The 23161-nt window shown below is 35.5% G+C and carries 28 protein-coding genes; 9 read left to right on the top strand and 19 right to left on the bottom strand.

Annotation, left to right across the window (positions count from 1 at the left end; genetic code table 11):
* Nucleotides 1-25 precede the first annotated feature (25 nt).
* Nucleotides 26-901, top strand: coding sequence for a LysR family transcriptional regulator (locus ACIQX2_RS08015; RefSeq protein ID WP_402848315.1), 876 nt, complete (start codon nucleotides 26-28; stop codon nucleotides 899-901).
* 19 nt (nucleotides 902-920) lie between these two features.
* Here ACIQX2_RS08015 and ACIQX2_RS08010 read toward each other — a convergent pair whose 3' ends face one another.
* The 4 genes from ACIQX2_RS08010 to ACIQX2_RS07995 all read right to left on the bottom strand — a co-directional run bounded on the left by ACIQX2_RS08010 (nucleotide 921) and on the right by ACIQX2_RS07995 (nucleotide 5105).
* Nucleotides 921-1331: a GNAT family N-acetyltransferase gene (locus ACIQX2_RS08010; protein ID WP_402848312.1), complete on the bottom strand. Its 411-nt coding sequence runs from the start codon at nucleotides 1329-1331 to the stop codon at nucleotides 921-923.
* A gap of 124 nt (nucleotides 1332-1455) precedes the next feature.
* A complete protein-coding gene (locus ACIQX2_RS08005; RefSeq protein ID WP_402848309.1) occupies nucleotides 1456-2571 on the bottom strand; it encodes a conserved virulence factor C family protein in 1116 nt (371 codons plus the stop codon).
* A 24-nt stretch (nucleotides 2572-2595) separates the two neighbouring features.
* Nucleotides 2596-4476: an ABC-F family ATP-binding cassette domain-containing protein gene (locus ACIQX2_RS08000; RefSeq protein ID WP_402848306.1), complete on the bottom strand. Its 1881-nt coding sequence runs from the start codon at nucleotides 4474-4476 to the stop codon at nucleotides 2596-2598.
* Nucleotides 4473-5105 carry an HD domain-containing protein gene (locus ACIQX2_RS07995; RefSeq protein ID WP_402848303.1) on the bottom strand — a complete coding sequence of 211 codons (633 nt, stop codon included), beginning with the start codon at nucleotides 5103-5105 and terminating at the stop codon, nucleotides 4473-4475. Before ACIQX2_RS07995 ends, ACIQX2_RS08000 begins: the two co-directional genes overlap by 4 nt.
* 315 nt (nucleotides 5106-5420) lie before the next feature.
* Here ACIQX2_RS07995 and ACIQX2_RS07990 point away from each other — a divergent pair, with 315 nt between their 5' ends.
* From ACIQX2_RS07990 to ACIQX2_RS07975, 4 genes are all read left to right on the top strand, one after another.
* The gene (locus tag ACIQX2_RS07990) at nucleotides 5421-5927 is read left to right on the top strand and encodes a spore coat protein (protein ID WP_402848300.1); all 507 of its coding nucleotides are present in this window, start codon (nucleotides 5421-5423) and stop codon (nucleotides 5925-5927) included.
* A 28-nt stretch (nucleotides 5928-5955) separates the two neighbouring features.
* Nucleotides 5956-6384 carry a spore coat protein gene (locus ACIQX2_RS07985; protein WP_402848297.1) on the top strand — a complete coding sequence of 143 codons (429 nt, stop codon included), beginning with the start codon at nucleotides 5956-5958 and terminating at the stop codon, nucleotides 6382-6384.
* A gap of 196 nt (nucleotides 6385-6580) precedes the next feature.
* Nucleotides 6581-6787 (top strand): spore coat protein, encoded by a 207-nt coding sequence (locus tag ACIQX2_RS07980; protein WP_402848294.1) that lies wholly within the window; start codon nucleotides 6581-6583, stop codon nucleotides 6785-6787.
* 378 nt (nucleotides 6788-7165) lie between these two features.
* The gene (locus ACIQX2_RS07975) at nucleotides 7166-7369 is read left to right on the top strand and encodes a cold-shock protein (protein WP_093060968.1); all 204 of its coding nucleotides are present in this window, start codon (nucleotides 7166-7168) and stop codon (nucleotides 7367-7369) included.
* A 39-nt stretch (nucleotides 7370-7408) separates the two neighbouring features.
* On the opposite strand, the gene ACIQX2_RS07970 is transcribed toward ACIQX2_RS07975, so the two are convergent.
* Nucleotides 7409-7594: a zinc-finger domain-containing protein gene (locus ACIQX2_RS07970; RefSeq protein ID WP_402848289.1), complete on the bottom strand. Its 186-nt coding sequence runs from the start codon at nucleotides 7592-7594 to the stop codon at nucleotides 7409-7411.
* Between the two features lie 114 nt (nucleotides 7595-7708).
* Here ACIQX2_RS07970 and ACIQX2_RS07965 point away from each other — a divergent pair, with 114 nt between their 5' ends.
* Nucleotides 7709-8107 (top strand): reverse transcriptase-like protein, encoded by a 399-nt coding sequence (locus ACIQX2_RS07965; RefSeq protein WP_402848286.1) that lies wholly within the window; start codon nucleotides 7709-7711, stop codon nucleotides 8105-8107.
* 33 nt (nucleotides 8108-8140) lie between these two features.
* Here the strand turns inward: ACIQX2_RS07965 and ACIQX2_RS07960 are convergent, their stop codons facing one another.
* The 7 genes from ACIQX2_RS07960 to ACIQX2_RS07930 all read right to left on the bottom strand — a co-directional run bounded on the left by ACIQX2_RS07960 (nucleotide 8141) and on the right by ACIQX2_RS07930 (nucleotide 12693).
* The gene (locus ACIQX2_RS07960; RefSeq protein ID WP_402848283.1) at nucleotides 8141-8617 is read right to left on the bottom strand and encodes a hypothetical protein; all 477 of its coding nucleotides are present in this window, start codon (nucleotides 8615-8617) and stop codon (nucleotides 8141-8143) included.
* Between the two features lie 22 nt (nucleotides 8618-8639).
* On the bottom strand, nucleotides 8640-8981 hold the full coding sequence (locus tag ACIQX2_RS07955; protein WP_402848280.1) for an MOSC domain-containing protein: 342 nt from the start codon (nucleotides 8979-8981) through the stop codon (nucleotides 8640-8642).
* Nucleotides 8982-9037: 56 nt separating this feature from the next.
* Nucleotides 9038-9238 (bottom strand): cold-shock protein, encoded by a 201-nt coding sequence (locus ACIQX2_RS07950; protein WP_053589685.1) that lies wholly within the window; start codon nucleotides 9236-9238, stop codon nucleotides 9038-9040.
* Between the two features lie 154 nt (nucleotides 9239-9392).
* Nucleotides 9393-10223 (bottom strand): type II pantothenate kinase, encoded by an 831-nt coding sequence (coaW, locus tag ACIQX2_RS07945; RefSeq protein WP_402848278.1) that lies wholly within the window; start codon nucleotides 10221-10223, stop codon nucleotides 9393-9395.
* A gap of 26 nt (nucleotides 10224-10249) precedes the next feature.
* On the bottom strand, nucleotides 10250-10558 hold the full coding sequence (locus tag ACIQX2_RS07940) for a DUF4870 domain-containing protein (RefSeq protein WP_093060962.1): 309 nt from the start codon (nucleotides 10556-10558) through the stop codon (nucleotides 10250-10252).
* Nucleotides 10559-10609: 51 nt separating this feature from the next.
* Nucleotides 10610-12127: an amidohydrolase gene (locus tag ACIQX2_RS07935; protein ID WP_402848274.1), complete on the bottom strand. Its 1518-nt coding sequence runs from the start codon at nucleotides 12125-12127 to the stop codon at nucleotides 10610-10612.
* Nucleotides 12127-12693: a DUF1836 domain-containing protein gene (locus ACIQX2_RS07930; protein WP_402848271.1), complete on the bottom strand. Its 567-nt coding sequence runs from the start codon at nucleotides 12691-12693 to the stop codon at nucleotides 12127-12129. Before ACIQX2_RS07930 ends, ACIQX2_RS07935 begins: the two co-directional genes overlap by 1 nt.
* Before the next feature lie 134 nt (nucleotides 12694-12827).
* On the opposite strand from ACIQX2_RS07930, the gene trhA reads away from it, so the two are divergent.
* Complete coding sequence (gene trhA / locus ACIQX2_RS07925) at nucleotides 12828-13475, top strand: PAQR family membrane homeostasis protein TrhA (protein WP_402848268.1); 648 nt, start codon at nucleotides 12828-12830, stop codon at nucleotides 13473-13475.
* Nucleotides 13476-13510: 35 nt separating this feature from the next.
* Here the strand turns inward: trhA and ACIQX2_RS07920 are convergent, their stop codons facing one another.
* Nucleotides 13511-13957 carry an OsmC family protein gene (locus tag ACIQX2_RS07920; protein ID WP_402848265.1) on the bottom strand — a complete coding sequence of 149 codons (447 nt, stop codon included), beginning with the start codon at nucleotides 13955-13957 and terminating at the stop codon, nucleotides 13511-13513.
* An 87-nt stretch (nucleotides 13958-14044) separates the two neighbouring features.
* Between ACIQX2_RS07920 and ACIQX2_RS07915 the strand changes: the two genes are divergently transcribed.
* Nucleotides 14045-14422 carry a hypothetical protein gene (locus ACIQX2_RS07915; protein WP_402848262.1) on the top strand — a complete coding sequence of 126 codons (378 nt, stop codon included), beginning with the start codon at nucleotides 14045-14047 and terminating at the stop codon, nucleotides 14420-14422.
* A 24-nt stretch (nucleotides 14423-14446) separates the two neighbouring features.
* On the opposite strand, the gene ACIQX2_RS07910 is transcribed toward ACIQX2_RS07915, so the two are convergent.
* The 6 genes from ACIQX2_RS07910 to ACIQX2_RS07885 form a co-directional block, all read right to left on the bottom strand.
* Nucleotides 14447-15982 carry a sensor domain-containing diguanylate cyclase gene (locus tag ACIQX2_RS07910; protein ID WP_402848259.1) on the bottom strand — a complete coding sequence of 512 codons (1536 nt, stop codon included), beginning with the start codon at nucleotides 15980-15982 and terminating at the stop codon, nucleotides 14447-14449.
* Between the two features lie 110 nt (nucleotides 15983-16092).
* On the bottom strand, nucleotides 16093-16800 hold the full coding sequence (locus ACIQX2_RS07905; RefSeq protein ID WP_402849156.1) for an ABC transporter ATP-binding protein: 708 nt from the start codon (nucleotides 16798-16800) through the stop codon (nucleotides 16093-16095).
* Entirely contained in the window at nucleotides 16793-17581 is a 789-nt protein-coding gene (locus ACIQX2_RS07900) for an ABC transporter ATP-binding protein (RefSeq protein ID WP_402848257.1), read from the bottom strand. Before ACIQX2_RS07900 ends, ACIQX2_RS07905 begins: the two co-directional genes overlap by 8 nt.
* Nucleotides 17571-18521: a branched-chain amino acid ABC transporter permease gene (locus ACIQX2_RS07895; RefSeq protein ID WP_402848254.1), complete on the bottom strand. Its 951-nt coding sequence runs from the start codon at nucleotides 18519-18521 to the stop codon at nucleotides 17571-17573. The genes ACIQX2_RS07900 and ACIQX2_RS07895 overlap by 11 nt, the downstream gene beginning before the upstream one ends.
* A 13-nt stretch (nucleotides 18522-18534) precedes the next feature.
* Nucleotides 18535-19410, bottom strand: coding sequence for a branched-chain amino acid ABC transporter permease (locus tag ACIQX2_RS07890; RefSeq protein WP_093060953.1), 876 nt, complete (start codon nucleotides 19408-19410; stop codon nucleotides 18535-18537).
* Between the two features lie 86 nt (nucleotides 19411-19496).
* A complete protein-coding gene (locus ACIQX2_RS07885; RefSeq protein ID WP_402848249.1) occupies nucleotides 19497-20678 on the bottom strand; it encodes an ABC transporter substrate-binding protein in 1182 nt (393 codons plus the stop codon).
* A 426-nt stretch (nucleotides 20679-21104) separates the two neighbouring features.
* Here ACIQX2_RS07885 and pepF point away from each other — a divergent pair, with 426 nt between their 5' ends.
* Nucleotides 21105-22919, top strand: a complete 1815-nt coding sequence (gene pepF / locus ACIQX2_RS07880) for an oligoendopeptidase F (RefSeq protein WP_402848245.1) — start codon at nucleotides 21105-21107, stop codon at nucleotides 22917-22919.
* Nucleotides 22920-23161 lie beyond the last annotated feature (242 nt).

The raw sequence follows: 23161 nt of genomic DNA, 5'->3' as shown, positions 1-23161 counted from the left end.
GATAAAACCAAAGAGGGATGATTGAATGGAATGGCAACGATTAGAATATTTTCAAACTCTCGCAAAGATTCAACATATGACGAAAGCCGCAGAAATGCTATCTATTTCTCAGCCTGCTTTAAGTAGATCTATCGCAAGTTTGGAGCAGGAAATTGGCGTTCCTTTATTTGATCGACAAGGACGCTCTATCATTTTGAACAAATACGGACAGCTATTTTTATTAAGGGTCAATAATATTATGAAAGAAATGGAGCAAGGTTTAGAGGAAATCCAGCATATTATTAACCCTGAGCATGGAGAAGTATCTCTTGGATTTTTACATACATTAGGTACCAGTACTGTTCCTAATATAATCCGTGCTTTTCATAAAGAGTATCCACATATCACTTTTAAATTTCAACAAAATCATACACATATGCAGTTGAAAGAACTAAAACATGGCAACTTAGATTTATGTCTACTTGCGTCTATGGAAAACGAAAATCCAATTGAGTGGACAGAACTTTGGAGAGATGAATTATTTGTCATAGTGGAAGCAAACCACCCTCTAGCATCACGTCCCAGCATTCAGCTAAAAGAAATAGCAAAAGAATCATTTATAGGTCTGAAAAAAGGGTATGCACTTCGAAAAACAACAGATGAAATTTTCAAAGCTGAAGGTTTAGAGCCCATAATCTCTTTTGAAGGGGATGAAGTCGCAACTGTTGCAGGTTTTATCGCTTCCGGGCTAGGATATTCCATTTTACCGTATGGAGGAGAAATGGATAGGATGACTAAATTGAGAATTGAAGATGCTACATACGAACGTGTGATAGGGATGGCAGCAGTAAAAGATCGATACCTTTCCCCCGCGGCTAAATTATTTCAGCAATTCGTTTTGGACTATTTTTTGGCAAGGTAGTAGTAAGATTACTTTAATATTAGCAAATTACTAGTACACAATGAAACCTCTCTACACCTGGATATTTTTCTCCTAGACTTGTTATAGAAAATCCGATAGATGCATAGAAATCTACCGCATCTTTATCTGTTTCAGCAAAGAGAGTATCTAATTGAAATTTCTCGATAATATAATAAATCATATTACTACCAATTTGCTGTTTTCTACTTTTTGGGCTTACAGCAATATGCCTTATTTCACATTTACTCGAAGAAATAAACTCTATACCGATACAACCAACGATTTCATTTTCAATAATCATTCCATACAACAATCTATTAGTCGCTGATAAGTAAGAAAGATACTCCATTTCTACCTTCTCTTTGGATGTGGCAAAACTCAACAATTCCTCTATTTGAGGTGGGATCAAGTTTGAATCAATTAATCTCATTCTTCCTACCTCCGATTCCTATTACTCGAGGAACAACACAAAATATTATAATTTCTTTCTTTTCAAAAAAACGCAAGAATGTTATTCAAAATAGCGAACAACTTTCTTGCGTGTGAAATAACTTCTATTTTCTTGCTTCACTCATTTGTTTCCAAACAGATCCTTTTGCTTCCTCGCCACCTTCAATACGAGCAATAGCCATTAGCACTTGAAGCTTAACTTCGTATTCTTTATCATTCATTGCTTCTTTAAGTGCTGGAAGTGCATCAGTATCGCCCACTTCGTAAAAGTACATTGCTGCTCTCCAACGAACTAGTTTGTTTTTATCAAATAGAGCAGTCTTCATCGCATCAGCAAATTGTTCAAATCCTAAATCACTCATTGCATCCCCAGCTGTTCTTCTAACTGCCGAACTTTTATCTTTCAGAGCAATTTCTAAATAAGGTACAACTGCTTCATCCTCTATGAGTCCTAAGTAGACTGTAGCTAGTCGTCTAATTGATACTTGTTCATCTTGTACCGCTTTTTCCAAAATAGGTAGATCGTCAATTTCAGGATTGATTAAGTTGTTTAATAACTGAAAACGTTGCTCCCATTCACTCACTTCGAATTGCTCTAAAGTAAATGGTACTCTGATAGGTTTTTTATCTTCTTCATTTACATCTTTATCTGCAATAAGTTGGTCGAGCTTGCTTTGAGGGAAAGTTGCTTCCAATTCTTTAACTAACTGTTCCCCAATTTCCTTTTGATCGCCATAACGAACCCCATAATCTACCCATTTACGTAGCAAAATATAGTTTTCTTTATCGCCTTCCATTGCTTCATCTAAGGCCTTTATAAAGCGGTCTGATAGTCCATATCTCGACTCGGATTCACTATCGAACACCTTTACCTGAAGTGGAATTCCTTTGTATTGCTGCACATGGACATATACTTCTCCAAAGTGCTCCAATGGTTTTTCTACGTCGCTTGCCTCTGTATTGTCAGCTCCAAACACATTTTCCACACTTGCTAAAATTGTTTCCCAAGTGAATTTAGCAATACGCTCAATCGCAAGGAAGTCTGCCACATGGTATACACCTTTAACACCTTCAATTGCAAAGATATCTTGGATTTTCTTTGGAGCATCAGCTACATTGTCTTTTTTATAGTTATGGCTTTTGCCAAAAGGAAGTTCCTGATCAATGACAACTTTCATCGTATTTGGACTTGGTGTTGGTTCAATCGTTACTATTTTCATGCTTCATACCTCCAGTAAGTAAAGTTAAGAAGATGCTATTTCTTCCAAATAGGACCATCTTTCAATAAGTTGCTCATATTTGGCGTTTGCTTCTGCTAACTCATTCGTTATATCCTGCAGTAAAGTAAAATCAGATCCAGCTGTTTGCATTTTTTCTTCTAATTGCTCTATTAACTGTTCAGTTTGTTCAATCTCTTGACCTATAGTTTCCCATTCTCTTTGCTCTTTGTACGAAAACTTTTTCTTTTCTTTTACTACTTTTTCAGGTATTTCGACTTTTATTTGCTCTACTATTTCTTTTGGAGTATCCTTTGGTGCTTCAAGCATATCGGAATATACACCAAGCCATTCAGTTACTGTACCATCACCATTTAATAGCCATAGCTTTTTGGCAATTCGGTCTAAGAAGAAACGATCATGCGAAATGGTAATAATTACACCAGGAAACGATTCCATGAAATCTTCCAGAACGGATAATGTTTGAATATCTAAATCATTTGTAGGCTCATCTAAGAAAAGAACATTGGGCTGCTCCATTAACATTTTTAAAAGTACTAGGCGTTTCTTTTCCCCACCTGAAAGTTTTCCAATCTGTGTACCATGTGTATTTAACGGGAACAAGAACCGCTCCAACATTTGAGCAGCAGAGAATTTTTCTCCAGAACCTGTTTCTATTAAATCAGAGGATTCACGAACATATTCAATCATTCTTGTTTGCGGGTTCAACTCTGGTAATTGCTGAGTAAAGTGCATTAACTTAACGGTAGATCCTTTTATTATTTCACCAGAATCCATCGGGACTTCCCCAGCAAGCATTTTAAGAAGGGTACTTTTCCCTACGCCATTCGGACCTACAATACCAATCCGGTCACCGGCTTGAAGCAAGAACGAAAAATCCTCCACGATGTTTTTAGTACCAAATCTTTTTGAGATTCCTTTTCCTTCTAATACTTGTTTACCAAGTCTAGTTGTAACCATTTCCAACTCTAGATTTAAGGCAGAATTGTCCCGGTCAATACTTGCATCTATTTCTTCAAATCGGTCTTTTCTCGCTTTTTGTTTGGTGGACCTTGCTTTGGCCCCTCTTCGAATCCATTTTAACTCGTTGCGATATAAATTTTGCAACTTTTGTTGTGAGGCAGCATTCATTTCTTCACGCAATGCTTTTGACTCTAAATAATCTGCATAATTTCCAGTATGCGTATATAGTGTCTTATCTGCGAGTTCATAAATATGTGTTGCAACTGTATCTAAAAAGTATCGATCATGTGTTACAAAAATGATAGAACCTTCTACTCTTTGAAGCATATCTTGTAGCCAATCCGTTGATTCTTTGTCTAAATGGTTAGTTGGCTCATCTAATAGTAATAGGTCTGCTGGTTCAATAAGCACTTTCGCTAGCGCTACTCTTTTTTGCTGCCCACCAGAAAGATGGAGAATAGATTCCTCGAATTGCGTTATCCCCAATTTTGTTAGAGCAGTTTTAGCCAATGAATTGACGTCCCACGCTTGTAAATCGTCCATTTTCTGCTGCAGGTCCATCAACCGATTTTGAAGTTCCGTTGAATCTGAGTTGTCCATTAACGCTAGTAAGGCTTCCTCGTATTCTCGATTTATTTTTAATATAGGAGAATCTCCACCAAATACAGTTTGAATAACTGTTTCGTCTTTTTCAAAAGCTGGTTGCTGCTCTAAATACGCAATGCGATATTTGTTCGGATGATCACGATCAATTGAATCTGCTTCTAATTCACCAGCAATAATGGATAGAAAGGTAGATTTACCTGTTCCATTTATACCGATTAAACCGGCTCTATTTTGGTTATTTATTGTAAAGGATATATTTTCAAATAAAGTTTTTTCTCCAACCGTCTTTGTTAAATTCGAAATGATTAAATGACTCATAGCTGTTCACCTGTTTCTTTACGTAAGTTTTCTAAAAATAATTCCATGAAGGCATGTCTCTCTATAGCAAGTTCTTTGCCTTTTTTTGTTTGCATTCCATCAGATAATTTCAACAATTTTTCATAAAAATGTGTAACGGATGCCGTTTCTTTCGTGCGATATTCTTCCACCGTCATATTTTCTCTAGGTGTTTCTTCCGAGTTATATAAGCGTCTTCCTTTGGCCCCACCATATGCGAATGTTCTCGCGATACCAACCGCACCAATTGCATCTAATCGATCCGCATCCCTGACAATTTTTGCTTCAATCGTATCCGCCTCTACTTCATGACCACCATTGAAGGAAATCGCTTTGATCACTGCTTTTACTCGGACTATTTTTTCTTCTGATAAGTTTAATTGTTGAATGATTCTATCCTCTTCTTGCTTATCTTCAGTTGAGTATTTTGGATCACTGACATCATGAAGTAATACCGCAAGTTCGATAATCTCTCTATTAGCAGCCGGCTCTGTAACAGCAATTTCAAAAGCATTTCTTCGTACTCTTTCTATATGTTGAAAGTCGTGACTAGCATCGAAATGCATATACACTTCTTTGACTAAATTCTCACAGTTCTTAATGGAATTCATCTCTTAATTCTCCTCAGGTTTGATTCATCCTCTCTATTATATACAATAAAGCTCTTTGACTGTATTATTTGCAATTATTTTAATGGATTAGAGTCCAATTTCACTTAAGTACATATAAAATAAATTTAAATTTTAATAATTGGACAGATATTCCCTAGCTTTTTCGTATAAAGCAAAAAAAATTTATCTCATACTTTAAATAGTTTGATTAGTCTAGTCAGATAAACTATATCCTTCGTTTAAAAGATCATATGTTATATAAAACCGGTCGTAAAACTATTGCGACCGGAAAAATATGAGGAAGGAGATTATATAATGAGTCATTGGAAATGCACACATTGTAGGTATACATGTGAAGATCCTCCAAAAAAATGCAAACGATGCAATAATCATCGTTGGGAGCAGGAGGAAGAAAATAACAGTTGGTCTTTCAATGGTAATAGCGGGGATGAAACAGTCTTTCAAGGTGGTGGCCAGTTTTCATCTGTCGATCAGGAGTCTGACGAATTAATCTGGATTAAAGACTCTTGTAACGTAACGGTTCAATCTACAGATACACAAGCTGCTGTCTCCCTGCAAGTAGGCTTACAACTTGCGATAGCGCTAGTTATAAGCATAGCGATTGGCGATACTGTTCAAGGTCAAGCTGTATCACAAGAATTGTTCCAACAGTTTAATGATGAGCAAACGAACAAACAAAAAATTTATGTAGATAATTCAAAAGACGTCAATATTGTTACTACAGATACGGACTTATCTGTAAATATCGAAGCAATGTTACAAGTATTGGTAGCATTAGTTGCAAAGTTAGATATTCTTTAATCAAAAATAAAAGAGGTGAAACAATACAATGGAGAAAAGAAAATGGAGAGCTTTAGATCATTGTGATGATCCCAGTGGTAATGAAAGTGATGTGCTACAGGACGGAAAACAATCCGTGTCTACTAAACAACAATCCTTTGAACGGATTATCGTAAAGGATTCGGAAGGTGTAGAGATACATTCTACCGATACACAAGCTGCTATATCACTACAACTAGGAATACAAGCAGCTATTGCAGCTGTAATAAGTGTTACTATTGGTGATTCTGAACAAGGTAAAGCAGTAACTCAAGAACTAAACCAATTTATTAAAACAAAACAAAGAAACGTACAAACAACTATAGTCGAAGGATCTAGAAACATTTCCGTGACAACTACGGATACCGATTTGGCTGTTAATATCCAAGCTATGCTACAAATCCTAGTAGCAATCGTCGCAAAATTAGATATCCTATAGTTTTAACGACAACAAATACAAAACAGTTGAAAATTTAAGGGGATTATTTCTGTGTATCAGAGGAAAGTTTATTTTGACCAAATAACAGAGATAATTATCCGTTACTTTAATGAAATAGTTATTCATTATACTGCTCATTTTCCCAAAAGTTGCATATGTTACTATTGAGCGGAAACTAAGTGAAGGAGTGAATAATTTGAGCAATTTACCAGAAAAACCAAATGCTATTTCAAACAAAGTAATTGATCTACTAGTGGATGATACACTTAGAAGAAATGGTATTGATCCAGACAACATTAAAAAAAAGTTATCAGATCAGCAAAAGCAACAATTAAAGGAATTAGTTGAGGATTTGACAACGCAAGTAAACAAATTTAATAACCAATCTTCTACAGATAAGTAGAATTTCAGATAAATGATAGATAACAGTCAAAGATGAAAGGCTAGGATAAAAGATTAATCTCATTCCTAGTCTTTTATATTTGGCTATATGGATATGATATTTCTTTTACACTAGCCATGACCCAAAGCCCTGGCAGGATAAGGCACTGTTATATACACAACTATAAAACTAGTATAAAGGATTAAAATGGGACATTTTGTACGGAACTTTTTTTTCTCAATATTTATAGTTAGCTTCTTGCAGATTTTTCACTAGCCACTTGAATAGTTTCTGTAAATAAAGCTAAAATTCGACATATTATTGACGAAGACTGACAATTCAAGTATAGTTTATGTATCCATTTATAGAAATTCCAGTGGATTAAAGGGAGGAACGTTTATGCAACAGGGGAAAGTAAAATGGTTTAATAATGAAAAAGGCTATGGTTTCATCGAATACAACGATGGAGAAGATGTTTTTGTCCATTTTACAGGAATTCAAGGTGAAGGATTTCGAGCATTGGATGAAGGGCAACAAGTTACGTTCGAGATTGTTGAAGGAAACCGTGGACCTCAAGCTGCAAACGTTATAAAAAACGAATAGAAACGCTTCTTCCTGCGGCATATAAGTCGTGGGACTTTTTTATTTGGAGCCCTTTAGCTTACTACCAATTTGCTTAATACTTTCACCAACCGTACATTGTTCTAAACAAAATCTGTACGCAATCGTTTTGCCACTTTCTTTACGCAATTGTTTACGAACGAAGCAGCCATCACAATAAGTATCTGATAAATAATCAATTTCATTTATAAGCTCTATATTTTTCATGCATCTATTCTCCTCACTGTTTCATAATTGTACTATTATGTTTCTTTTTTTTGCAACTATCCATCTAATCATTCAAACTAGATATATCCATTAATTTTTCAAAAAGGTGATCATATGTTAGAAGTATACATTGACGGCTCTACTACTGGGAATCCTGGACCAAGTGGGATTGGTGTGTTCATAAAAGGTGAAGGCCATCAAGTAAGGGTGAGTGAGTTTATCGGAGAATATTCCAATCACACGACCGAATTCATTGCGTTACAAAGGGGTTTAGAGGAAGCTAAAAAACTGTCCCCCTCCATTGTATCTGCACGCACTGATTCACAAATTGTATTTGCAGCTGTAGAAAAAAGATATGCAAAAAACGCTGAATTTGCCGCTATACTAGACAATATTTTGGCCATAGTAGATACTTTTGATTTATTTTTTATCAAATGGATTCCAGACGATCAAAACAAAGCAGCTCATGCACTTGCACGAGAGGCTGTATCAAAACAACTGCCTAAGAAATAAAGGCAGTTGTTTTATCTCTATTAAACTGGACTGCTAAATTATCGTATTTTCGCGCTGTTGCTCATAATCCTTTTCGATTGCTATTTTTGCTTTATTCAAAAAGTTAACAATGATCTCATCGCTACCAAACAATTGAAATATAGACAGCAGTGGATTTTTCGGTTTGTTTATTGAAGTATAGATGAATTTTGTCTTATTATCAGTTTGACTCTCTAACTCATATTCCGTCGTCATGTTAAAGCGATCATTTAGTAAAAAGTTTTCTTGAATCGCTTTATAGAATGGTTCGTTCGTATACTTTTTTATCGTAATTTCATATTGCTCGATAACAGATCCATTTTGATAGCTTTGTTTAATAATAGTACCTACAATAGGTTCGGTTTGTTTAATGATTTCCTCATCTACTACTTTAGGAAATATTCTTTTCTTTTTTGAAATATCACCATAAAAGTAGCACCATGCAAATTCTATTGGAACATCAAGTAAAATTTCCTTTTTCCATTTTTTCATCTGTATTCACCCTATTCCGCCTTCAACAACGTTTTTTCAAGCTTGACTTTCCATTCTCTGCAAGTTCATTAACCTTCAGAATATTTTCAATTCCTTCTTTTGAGTCCTTCTGATAAAAATAAATAGAATGAGCGTAGGAAACCGTAACTCTTTCTGGGCGTTCGAGAATTCGTGTGATGCGATCTGTATTTGTTATTTGTCCTTCTTGAATTACACGACATAAATAACCAGTATGACCAGTTTCAATCATTCGTTTAATTAGTGGTTTTAATTCCGTTCTTTTGTTTATTGTATTACACGGAATTCTACCTTGCGGTACTTCATCATCATAGCATATTTTTCGAATTAGTCGTGTTTTTTCCATACAAAAAAACAGACTCTCTAATGAGAGCCTGTTAAAGTTTAGTTTTAGGTTTAAAATTAAGCTTTAACTACGTTAGTAGCTTGAAGGCCACGTTGACCTTGCTCGATTTCAAAAGTTACTTCTTGACCTTCGTCAAGAGATTTGAAACCTTCGCTTTGAATAGCTGAGAAATGTACGAATACGTCGTCTCCGCCTTCACGTTCGATAAATCCGAATCCTTTTTCTGAGTTAAACCATTTTACTTTACCTTGTTCCATGTGTATATCCTCCTCGTATGCAGCAGTTGCACACATTGTGTTACTATCCTTGCTCAACACTGTTAAGTAAAAGTGTTGCCACCTACTAACTAACCGAACAAAAATAATCCTCTTTAAATATAACATGCACTTACCAATAATGCAACAATTATACTTAATATTTTTTAGTGTTTTCTAATAATGCCCCAATCGCTCCACTATAGCCGTGATGGTCTAAAAAGATTGGATTTTTCTGCTTTAATATCGTATATGATTCAATAATTTGCTGGAGTAACTCATTATCCTCTAAGGTTGTACCTATGTATATTATGTCTTCTACATGATGCGCATCTGCTACTTGAATACAGAGTGATGCAACTACTTCGCCAATTATTCCTTGGACACCCGCCAGCAAATCGGTAGCACTCGAATCGCTGTTGGGATTCAATGCGATTCCCCCGAAATTACTCGCTGTTAAAGTCCCCTTTATAGGAAGCTTATTGTTTTTGTATATGTCACTTACTAAAACATCAACGTCGGATCTACTTCCTACTCGTGATTGTTTTATAATCTCTTCAAAATCAGATATACCTGTTAAAGCCATGCCTAACCCAAGGAGTGTACCGCCTCCGATACCTGTACCACCTAATCGATTATGCGTATTGTCTTGCATAATATGAATTGATGTACCCGTACCAATATTCGCTATAATAGCCGCATTCGGTTCAATTGATGCATGTTTCATTTGATACATCACACCATTCATCGTTGCATCAAATTCAACAATATATGGTATGTCTTCACTGGAGCTAAAATGTACTTTTAATTGCTCTGCACGACCACCAGTGACGCAGATAGAAGCATTCGGATGATTAGATTCAATCCAATCCTTAACCTTTTGGAAATCCGATGAAAGAAATCGTTCAAATATCATCTCATTTTGTTCATTCCAATAAGCTATTTTTGTTAATGTTCCACCTGCGTCAATACCGATTCTAGTAGTCATTCAAATTCCCCTTTATGTTATGACACTTACTTTATCCACGATCCTACAATAGGATAGTTAAAAGTGTCTCCTGTAATCGCTTTAACAATTCCAATAATCGGAACTACAAATGCCATTATACCAAAAATGATGAGCATCGGAATACCGATTAATAGAAAAATTAAAATTACAGAGATAGTTATTAATGCAGCCATAACTAATTGAAACAGTACAGCTTGTATGGATAGCTTTTTAATTTCTTCATCATTTACTACTAAATACAAAATAAATGGAACTAGAAAAGGGGCAAACCATGTACTTGCATGTAGCAAGATTTTCAGTCCTGTGTTTTCCATTTCTTCTCACTCCTCTCCTTTTATTTATACGGTCAAACAAGTAAAATAGTTTCACTTTTCCTTTTCAAACACAATTTCACCAGCTACAACTGTTTTTACAACCGAAGTTGAAAGTATGTTTGTATTATCTAAGACGTTATCTAAAATAGTAAAATCGGCGACATAACCTGGTAATATCATTCCTCGATTATTTTCTCTACCAATAGCTTTTGCACTCCCAGATGTATACAACGATATTGCTTCAAATACGGTTAATGACTGCTCCGGTAAGTAAGAATTATTAACAGCAGCGTCAATCCCAAGCAACGGGTCTGCTAATTCGACTGGCGAATCAGATCCACCGGAACATTCGAAACCTTGCTCAAGAAGTGATTTCCAAGCGTATGCCCATTGTAATCTAGAAGATCCAAGTCTTTCCTTTACCCATGGAAAATCGGAAGGGACAAAAATTGGTTGTAGATCTAGCACAACTGGTAGTTTTTTCATCCTCTCCACAAGGTCTGGACGCAATACATTTACATGTATTAAACGATCTTTTTTACCTTCTGCTACTGGATATTTTTCGATTAAATCTAAAATTTTCTCAACAGCTTTGTCTCCAATTACATGAACCGCAATATTTTCATCATAGCTACGAGCCATTTTTACTAAAGCCTCTAGCTTTTCCGGGCTATGTACCTCCACGCCTCTTTTTCCTTGTTCGTCAGAATAGTCCTCCGATAATAATGCGGTCCGGCCACCTAAAGAACCATCAACAAAGATTTTCATTGCTCCTAATTCGATAGATGAGGACGGTTCCTCCCCTTGCATTTGTTCAAATACCTGATGATGTCGTAATAAGTGCACTCTAAAATCATTGTTTACAACTTCCCGATATGCCTGTAATGGGACTTTATAATGTCCATAATAAGCCATATCTTCTGTATGAACACCTGTTAAACCTTTCGATTTTAAGTCCTCTATACTAGATGTAATAATTCCCTTCAAATATTCGGTAGTTGGCAATGGGATATGCTCTGTTATTAGTTGCTGTGCCTCATCATAAAACAAACCATTAAGCTCTCCGTTTTCATCCTTGCCTATTTCGCCTCCAACTGGGCTGGGGGTTTCTTTAGATATTCCAGCTAGTTTCATAGCTGTTGAATTCGCTACTAAGACATGTCGGCACACTCTTTTGAGCACTACTGCAGTTTCAGTGATGGAGTCGAGGTCGGAACATGTTATTTCTCTTCCTTCTACCAATTTATTGTCGTCCCAGCCTTCTGTTACATACCACTGTTCGGTTGAAATATGAGCGGGTATCGTTTCTTTTATTTTTTCAATAGAAGTAAATGTAGACAAGTCTAAATAGGAAAGCTTTTCCCCGTGACCGATTAGATGGATATGGCTATCTACAAATCCTGGATACATGGCATTTCCATTTAATGATACCATATGATCTGCAAACGGAAGGAGATCCTTTTTTAATCCGGTGTTGATAATAACTCCATCTTCAACTAATACTGCTTCGACTACCTCTTCGTCTGCTTTCATCGTACAAATCTTGCCCTCTGTCCATAGAGTTTTCATCACTTTGTCCCCTCTCTTCGTTCGGATAATTCATCTACTAAGAGCTCCGCCGCTTTTCGATAAGCGTTACTCATATTCGAAAGTGACGCGATAAGTAAAATTAGCCTTTCCATTTTATCCGTTTCCTGGTTCTCTACTTCTACTTCATGATTTTTCATTTCTCCCAAAAAATCCTGTGCATTTTTTTGCTGGATCTTTACTAAAGAACTATAAAACTTTTCTAATGAAAAATCTTTTGTATTCATTTTATCATTTAATGGCTCTAACACAGATTTAATATCTTTAATGGAAAGTGCGCCTTTTAACTGATAGATCAAGCTGATTAACATAATATGGTCTTTAGAATATTTTTTGTTTTTTACGGGAATAAACAATTTTCCTTTCGAGTAATTATTGATCATCGTTTTAGTCAATACTTTTTCATCTTCATTGCGTAAAGAATCAGAATAAGTTGCATCAAATAACTGAATCACTTGGTCCATATATAAGTCTATAGATGGAATATCCTCTTCACGAATAGTGGACTCCAAACTCAATTTTTGTGTAATTTCCTCAGATTTGCTCACTAAAATACCTCCAGTTTGAATATTACGTTTATCATAACTTATAAAACATGCAAGGTAAACCTTGACTAAGTCTTATAATATCAATATATTTATAAGTAGTTATTATAACTATATAGAGAGGTGGAGAGATTCATTTGAATGCTTATATAAGAGAGCCGTTTAATAGTCTTTCGCATTTACTTGGAGCGATAATGGGGATTGCAGGATTAGTATTAATGTGGATGAAGGCAACAGAGGATGGGAGAGCTCCATTAACTTTAACTGCGGTTGTTGTTTTTGGAGTTAGCATGATTTTGCTTTATTCTGCTTCTGCTATTTATCACTGGGTGATAGGAAAAGTTCAGTATATACAATTTTTACGTCGATTAGATCATTCGATGATTTATATTTTAATTGCTGGCACCTATGCGCCATTTTGTTTGATTACCTTAAACAATATTGCTGGATATGTGTTGTTTGTCATTATTGTATCACTAGCCGTTAGTGGTATTTTGTTTAAAATGATTTGGTTTAATTGTCCAAGATGGGTTTCTACAGCAATTTATATCGGAATGGGATGGATGATTATTTTCTTAGCACCATCTCTAGCTGAATCTTTAGGCTCTGTAGGTTTACTTTACCTTGTATTGGGTGGAGTAGCTTATACAATTGGAGGAGTCATTTATGGGGTAAAGCCAAATATTCCGTTTATAAAAAAGTTAGGATTTCATGAAATCTTTCATCTATTTATATTATTAGGGACATTATTTCACTTTATTTGCGTGTATGGATATGTATTGTAAGGAAGGAAAAAACCTTCCTCACAATATGCTATTTGTTACTTTTGATGAGCAATAATAAGTGTTGGTTCTAATACAATTTCTACATTGCCTTTTAACGCTTTGCTGATCATACATGTATCCTCTGCTTTTTTTAGTAAACGATTTGCCATCTTGGCATCACTTTCATTTACTATTTCTAATGTTGGTCGATGGATAATTTTTTTATAGGTAAAAATGCCATTCGTTACATCGACAACAGCAGATGATTCAACAATGAGTGAACGCTTTTCTATTCGACTTCTCTCTAACATGGCAGCTAGAGTAATAATATAGCATGTAGTGGCTGCTCCAAGCAGCATCTCATCGGGATTGGTACCAATTCCGGGACCATCCATTTCTGTTGGAATCGAAATCTTAGTTTGGAGATTTTGTGCATGAATAGTTCCTATATCATTGCGGTTACCTGGCCAATCTGCTTTTAAATGAAAATAATGTTCTGTCATACTTATCATTCCTCTCGGTTTATGCATATTCTATTGGAAATATCGTAAAGTTCCAGTATGATTAGTTAATGAAGGTAGGCGAATTATTTGTTAAAAAATTATGGGAAGATTGCCATTTCAATTATTTTTATTTCAATGTTTTTACTTATTTTAGGTATTAAATATGTACTTGGTCAAGATTTAGTTATTATGAACCTGCTTGCGTTCGCTGCATTTTCTATTGTAATCGGAGTTTTATCAGGCTCATTATTGCTTTATAAGCTGCAAAAAGCGTTTTATATATTCACTATTGGTTTAATAATAGGCTTTTTTGAAATGTACCGTTCATTTTTTGCTGGTCCACAAGAATTTGGTGACCTAGCAGGAATTCTCTCCTTATTTATTTTTACTACATTTGGGTTTGTTATCGGGTTATTTGTGGAAGCTATATTCTACTTACTAAGAAAGAACGAGCAGAAGGATTAGATAAACTGATCCTCCCTGCTCGTTTTATTGTTTTGCTATCACAGTATTATTTCGCCCATTAGATTTTGCTTCGTAAAGAGCCCTGTCAATTCTTTGTAAAAATTGTGTCAGCGTTTCACTTGAATTATATTCACCGACTCCTAGGGAAATAGTAAGTGTTTTATCGATAGGTGATATAGAATTCTCTACCATTTTTCTTATACGTTCTCCAAGAATATATGCTTCCTGGATATCCTTTTTCGGAAGTATAATGATAAACTCCTCTCCACCAAGTCGAATACACTCTTCCTGGTCAACACATAAGTCCTTCATACTTGTTGCGATAAATTGAAGAACTACATCCCCCGAAATATGTCCGAATTTATCATTAACTTGTTTGAAATGATCCACATCTATCATTATTAAAGAAAATGTGACTTTCTGGACTAGTAATTGGTCGAGTAAAATATCTCCATATCTCCTATTTTTCAATCCTGTCAATGGGTCTGTAACGGAAATTACCTTCATATTATCGACAGTTTCTTCTTGCCGTTTTGTATAATTTTTAATCGTTTCCGTTAATTGTTTTGCCTCAAAATACCAGGTTGGAATATCGATATTACCTTCTCGTTGTTCGCCATCTGTTAAAGTGTAAATGGCTAGTTTTCGTAAAGGAGCCGCTAACTTGTTGGATACATAAAATGCTACGACGAAAATAAGAAGAATAAATGGCAAAGAGAATAAAAATATGGTTAACATGATTCCAGATAAAGGCTTTAAAGCACTATCAAATGGGGTCTGTGAAACTACTCCCCAACTACTTTTCTCTATGTATGTATAGCCAGCTAGAAAGTTATTTCCAAGTGTATTATCTAATTGTAAAGCCCCACTTTTCTCTTCTATTAATTTTTGAACTACTAGATTACTTTTGACAGCTTGTCCTATCCTAGATTTATCAGGATGATAAATTAGTACTCCCTCTGGATCTACCACGTAAACGTAGGAACCGTCTTTCGAATAATGTTCTGCAAGAATATTATGTATAAAATTATCCTCCTCCAAATATACCGTACCGTTCAGCATACCAAAGTATTCTCCATTACTTCCAAATAAAGGTGTGGTAATAAGTATTAACAATCTACCCGTTTGAGCATAATACGGTTTTGAAATAAAGGCTTCTTTTCTTGCAATAGCTTCCTTAACCCCTGCAGAATTAACTGTATTTCCAACAATACCCAAATTAGGGGTAGTTGCTATTACTATTCCTTGAGCGTTAATAACGGATAATGAGTTGAAGTTCTTACTACTAATATTTATCTGTTTTAATATATTTGTAACAGCTATGTGATTTTCTATATTCTCCACTACATCCGATTTTCTTGCTTCTAAGTTACTTTGCATATTTAAAAAAACTTCATCTGTCATTTGAGCTAATTTCTTCGAATACATTCTATTTTGTTCTAGTGAATTTTCAATTAAGCTTTTTTTCGTTACGAGATAACTTGAAGTTAATGTACTAACGATTATGCCTAACATCATAAAACATATTAGCGATAATATCCAAAACCTTAAAGTTTTCAACTAACCTCTCCTTTACTAGGAATTCTTTTGTAATTTGAGTGAATAATTAATACCTATCATATATGATTCGCATGAAAAAAACTACGACTAAACTTAGTCGTAGTTTACGATTAGTGCCCGCCAAGATAGGCTAGTTTAACTTCTTCACTATTTTGCAATTCCTGAGCAGATCCTGAAAGGACAACTCTTCCCGTCTCAATTACATAACCTCGGTTAGCTATAGATAGTGCCATATTAGCGTTTTGTTCTACTAACAAAACCGTAGTGCCTTCTCGATTAATGTCTTCAATAACCTGAAAAATTGTTTTTACCATTAAGGGAGCAAGCCCCATAGATGGTTCATCTAACAAAACGAGCTTCGGCTTTGCCATAATAGCTCTTCCCATTGCCAACATTTGCTGTTCTCCTCCAGAAAGGGTTCCGGAATGCTGTTTTTTACGCTCTAGTAATCTTGGAAAGATTTCATATACTTTTTGCATGTCTTGATGAATTCCCTGTTTATCTTTCCGAAGAAATGCACCCAATTCCAAGTTTTCTTCAACTGTTAAATTAGCAAATACTCTACGACCTTCTGGAACATGCGAAATACCTGCTTTTACAATTGTTTGTGCTTGTTTACCGGAGATCGATTTGTCCAGGAATTCTATTTTTCCTTTTTTAGGTTTTAACAAGCCAGATAGCGTTTTTAATAATGTACTTTTCCCGGCCCCATTAGCACCAATTAGCGAAACAATTTCCCCTTCGTTAACCGTAATCGAAACATCACGTAGCGCTTGAATATTTCCGTAAAACACATCTATATTTTCTATTTTAAGCATTGTCATCGCGAACTTCCTCCCCTAAATAAGCCTCAATAACCTTAGGATGGTTACGGATCTCTTCTGGTGATCCTTCCGCAAGAAGTTGACCATGATCGAGTACATATATTCTTTCACAAACTCCCATGACTAAGTTCATGTCATGTTCTATTAACAATATAGTTAAATCAAATTTTTCACGAACAAACCCAATTAACTTCATTAAATCGTGTGTTTCTTGTGGATTCATACCCGCGGCTGGTTCATCTAATAATAGTAGCTTTGGTCCTGCAGCTAGTGCTCTAGCAATTTCCAATCTTCTTTGCTGACCATAAGGCAAATTTTTCGCTAGTTCATCTTTATACTTGTCTAGCTTGAAAATCTTGAGAAACTCTAATGATTTTTCTTCCATCTCTTTCTCACCCTTGAAGTGCGAAGGCAGACGAAGTATAGAACTCAACATGGAATGTGTCGCAAGAGAATGATATGCAACTTTTACGTTATCTAATACTGATAATTCATTGAAAAGTCGTATGTTCTGGAACGTACGACTTATCCCTTTTCTCGTTACTTTAAAAGGCTGTAAACCGTTAATTTTTTCACCGTTAAATAAAATATCTCCTTCAGTCGGAACGTAAACTCCAGTTAACAAGTTAAAGCTAGTTGTTTTACCAGCACCATTTGGTCCAATTAAACCGACAAGTTCTCCTTGATTTAATAACATGTTTAAGTTTTGTACTGCTTTTAAACCACCAAACTGAATACCAGCATTTTTCACTTCAAGTAATGGTTTATTTTCCATGCTGATCGCCTCCTTTTGGCGTTCTCCAAAGCTTGAAATAATCCGTGATTTCCATCGTACCCATCAAGCCTTTCGGACGATATAGCATTACGAGAATTAATACAAGACTATAAATGATCATTCTAGTTTCTGGATATCCCTGAAGATATGTAGAAACCACTGTTAATAAAATTGCTGAAAGTACAGCACCCGAAAGACTGCCTAAACCACCTAAAACTACAAATATTAATATATCAAATGATTTTAAAAATCCGAATTGACTCGGTTGAATGATATAAAAGTTATGAGAATATAGAGCACCTGCAACCCCAGCAAAAAAGGAACCAATTGCAAATGCAGCTACTTTATAATAAGTTGTATTTATCCCCATCGCATCAGATGCAATTTCATTTTCTCTAACAGAGATAGCAGCTATTCCATGTCTTGAATTAGTAAAGTTCACTATTACTACAATGGTAATGACAAGGCAAACAAATGCATATGTCCAAGTCGTCAAATGAGAAACTTGCATCCCTGCAGCCCCACCAACATAGTCAATATTCAAAAATACAATACGAATAATTTCAGCAAAACCAAGCGTTGCAATTGCCAAGTAATCCCCTTTTAATCTTAAACTTGGAATACCGACTATCAGTCCCGCTAAAGCAGCAACAATTCCTCCGACAATAATAGCGACGAAAAAGGGTAGATCCAATTTCATTGTCACGATAGCTGAAACGTATGCCCCTACAGCTAGGAAACCAGCATGACCAATAGAAAACTGTCCTGTTATACCAATGACTAGATGTAGGCTGACCGCTAAAATTATGTTGATAGCTATAAATATAAGTGTATTAGAATAAAATTGATTCATTGTTCCGTTTGCAATATAAAATTGAACCACAGTGTATACTAATATAGCCGCTATAATAAATAGCCAAAACTGTTTTGACTTTTTCATAATTATGTATCACCTACACTTTCTCTCGTGTATTTTTTCCAAAGATTCCAGATGGTCTAAAGATTAGAATTAAAATTAAAATGATGAATGCTGCAGCATCTCTCCATAAAGAGAATCCTAAAGCACTAACAACCGTTTCAACCACTCCAAGTACTAATCCACCAACCATTGCACCAGGGATTATGCCAATTCCACCAAGAACTGCGGCAACAAACGCTTTCACTCCAGGTATTACTCCCATCAATGGATCTATCTTTGTATAATATACTCCGAAAATAACACCAGCTGCTCCAGCTAAAGCTGAACCAATTGCGAAAGTTGCAGATATTGTATTATCAACGTTAATCCCCATTAGTTTTGCAGCTTCTGTATCATGAGAAACAGCTCTCATCGCTTTTCCTGTTTTTGTTTTATGTACGATGAACTGTAGCAAGATCATTAATACAACAGAAACCGAAAGAATAAGAATAGATTGCATACTAATTTGGGCACCTAAAAATGCAAATGACCGATTTGAAAACACATCTGGATATGCTTCTGGTTGAGCCCCTCTAATATAAATTACTCCATACTCAATTAATAACGACACTCCGATTGCCGTAATAAGTGCTGCAATTCTAGTAGCATTTCGTAATCGTTTATATGCAATACGCTCAATAATTACACCGAACAATGCACATGCTGCCATCGAAATAATAAGAGCTGGAAAAAAACCTAAATGGAACACGGTAATAGAATAAAACCCAATAAACGAACCAACCATGAACACATCTCCGTGTGCAAAGTTGATCAGCTTAATAATTCCATAAACCATCGTGTAACCAAGGGCAATTAATGCGTAAATACTCCCGAGTGAAATGCCGTTTATCAATTGCTGTATCCATTCCATAAATTTTCACTCCTATAGCTTAAGATTTCAATTAGTTTAGAAATAGAAAAGGAGGGATATCAATCCCCCCCTAAAACCTACAAATCTTAAGGATTAACTTTCGTTTTAAATTTTTGACTTCCATCTACGAATTCAATTATTACAGCTGATTTAATCGGATGATGATTTTCATCAACAGAGTATAATCCTGTTACAAGTTCTAATTGATCAGTAGCTTCAATTGCTTCTTTAATTTTAGTTCCGTCTGTTGATCCCGCTCGTTCAATAGCGTCTTTTAGTAAATAAACCGTATCATATCCAAGTGCATTGAATGAGTTAGGCTCTTTACCGTATTTCTTTTTGAAATTATCTGAAAACTCCTTCGCTTTACTATCTGGATCTTCAGATGAATAAGCAGTAATAATGAAAGTATTATTTAACGCATCAGCTCCAGCCAAGTCGACAATTGTTGGTGAATCCCATCCATCGGCCCCCATTAATGGAACCGTGATTCCTAATTCACGGGCTTGCTTAACAATTAGTCCCACTTCTTCATAGTATCCAGGGATAAAGACAAATTCAGGATTAGAAGATTTAATACGAGTTAGATTTGAACGGAAGTCAGTATCTTTGGCAACATAGGATTCTTCTGCAACAATTTTGCCTCCGGCTGCTTCAAAATCTTTAATAAAAGCAGCAGCAAGACCTTTAGCGTAATCACTTGCATTGTCTGCATATACTGCAGCTGTTTTTACTTTTAACTCGTTAGCAGCAAAATTAGCAGCTACCGTTCCTTGGAAAGGATCGATGAACGCTGTACGGAATGTAAATGGATTTACTTTTCCGTCTTCTCCAACAGTAACTGTTGTACTTGTACCTGAAGGCGAAATCATAGGTGTTTTAGTATCTGTTGCTATTTGAACTTGTGCAACTGAGTTACCACTTGTCGCAGCCCCAATAATAGCTGTTACTTTGTCTTGACTTGTTAATTTAATAGCCGCATTAGTTGCTTCGGCTGCATCCGATTTATTGTCCACCTTGATAAGTTCAATTTTCTTGCCATCAATACCACCAGCGGCATTGATTTCTTCCACAGCTAAATCAATAGCATCTGCTTCTGATGTACCATAAGATGCTACACCTCCCGAAAGCTCAAGATTGGCACCAATTTTAATAGTGTCTCCACCTTCTGAACTAGTTCCTGTTTCTCCGCCACTCCCGCAACCAGCTAGGATTCCAATCAACAATGATGATGATAGGAACAGTGAAGCAAATTTCGATTTCTTCATAAACATAACCCCCGTTTTAATTGATAATTCTGAATTTATAAGTTATACTACTTGCTTTCTCCCTCTAACAAGCATAAACTCAAAAACTATCATTTTGTAAGAACAACCCTATTGTAAAACAAACTTTAAATTCAGTCTATACTAATTTTTCCCTATAGTTAGAAAATTACCAATATTACTTTAGAATAATTTTATTACACAGGCTTAAAGTACTGATAATATAAGGATTAATAGGACAAATTACTCGCATTTTTTTTAAAAAAATATTTTTTATATTTTATGTTTTAGTCACTTATTTTATTATTTATACTGATATTCAAATGATTTTAGAGAAAAATATTAGTGAAATTTAATTGTTTTTACTTTTCAGTTATTTTTATATATACTAATATTAGTTCGAAATCCGTAATATTAAGGGGAGATATAATGGTAAACCAAATGCCTAATAGAGAAGAAGTAAAATTGGAAGAAACATGGAATTTACATGATTTGTTTCAATCTGAAAAAGATTTTGAAGATGCATTAAAAGAAATCGAAAGCAAGTCTCTCGAGTTTAATAATCGTTTTAAGGGGTCCATCCAAAGAGCTGATGAGGTGGTTAATGCCCTAATAGAATATACGAAACTGTACGAGATAATAGTACCAGCAGGAACATATGCTAGTCTTTCGTTGAGTACTGACCAAACAAATACGGATGCTCAAATGAGAGCAAGTAAATTTGGTTCTCTGTCCGCTAAGGTGAGCAGTCAGCTATCTTTCTTAAACAGTGAACTTGTAGAATTACCTGACAATACTATAGAAGAAGCAATTTCTAAATCTCCAGATCATCAGCTTTACCTAGAAAAGTTACTTAAAAAGAAGAAATTCCAGCTTCATCCTGAAGTAGAAAAAACACTTGCAGCCTACTCTGCTTCTTTTGGAGCACCATACAAATTGTATGATACAACTAAGATGCTTGATATTAAGTTTGATAACTTCAAAGTTAATGAAAAAGAATATCCGCTTAACTATGTCTCATTCGAGAATGACTGGGAAGCTGAATCAGACACTGAAAAAAGAAGAGCAGCATTCGAAGCCTTTTCTAAAAAGTTAAAAGAATATGAGCATACAACGGCTAAAACATACGATATGCATTTACAAATGGAAAAAACTACATCAGATATACGTGGCTATGACTCTATTTATGATTACTTATTATTCAACCAAGAGGTAGATCGTTCCTTATACAATAGACAAATCGATTTAATCACGAAAGAACTTGCACCTCATATGCGGAAATACGCAAAATTACTTCAAAAGGAACATGGCTTGGAGAAGATGACGTTTGCAGATTTGAAAATATCTTTAGATCCAACATATGAACCTACAATTTCTGTGGAAGAATCTAAAAAGTATATTGATGATGCCCTTTCTGTGATGGGGGAAGAATATATCGAAATGGTCAACCGCGCATATGAAGAACGGTGGATTGATTTCCCTCAAAACGTTGGAAAATCAACAGGTGCTTTTTGTTCTAGCCCATACGGAAGTCACCCATATATTCTCATCTCGTGGTCTAGTAGAATGAATGAAGTATTTGTTCTCGCTCATGAATTAGGCCATGCTGGTCATTTTTATTATGCAAACAAAGAGCAGAACATTTTCAATGCTCGCCCATCTTTATATTTCATCGAAGCGCCTTCCACGATGAATGAAATGCTCGTTGCAAATCATCTACTGAAAAGTTCTGATGATCCTAAATTTAAGCGTTGGGTAATTTCCTCCATAGTAGCTCGCACATATTATCATAATTTTGTAACGCATCTATTGGAAGCAGCATATCAACGCAAAGTTTATGATCGCATCGATCAAGGCTTAAATGTAAATGCACAAATTTTAAACGAATATAAACGCACTGTATTAGAAGAATTCTGGGGCGACACGGTAGAAATTACTGAGGGTGCAGAGCTTACTTGGATGCGCCAACCACATTATTATATGGGATTGTATCCGTACACATATAGCGCAGGTTTAACAATCTCTACTCAGGTGTCTAAGCGTATATTGACTGAAGGTCAAACTGCTGTAGATCAATGGACGAAAGTTTTGAAAGCTGGCGGCACTAAATCTCCTGTAGAGCTTGCACAAATGGCTGGCGTCGACATTACGACGGATGAACCGTTAAAAGATACAATCGCATATATTGGTTCGTTGATCGATGAGTTGGAAACGTTAACAGAGGAAATAAATAAAAACGCTTAAAAATTTCATGCATGTGCTTTATTGATTTTACAGAGATGCTGGTCGTGACTTACGTCACATCCAGCATCTCTTTTCTACATAACCTTATGGACGTAAAAATAGACCATCGAAGGTGATGGTCTTGTTCTGCTAAAGCACCCGTAAGCCAGCCATTTAGCGTAAAATAAATTTAATGTTTACACCACAGAGGATGAAAATTAATACTCTTCTCTTTCTGGATTCTCTCTAGAGGTAAAACAACA

Origin of the sequence: Psychrobacillus sp. NPDC096623, assembly GCF_044762655.1 — a bacterium.
In the GTDB taxonomy this organism is placed as follows: Bacteria; Bacillota; Bacilli; order Bacillales_A; family Planococcaceae; genus Psychrobacillus.
This window is presented reverse-complemented; position numbering and strand designations above follow the sequence as displayed.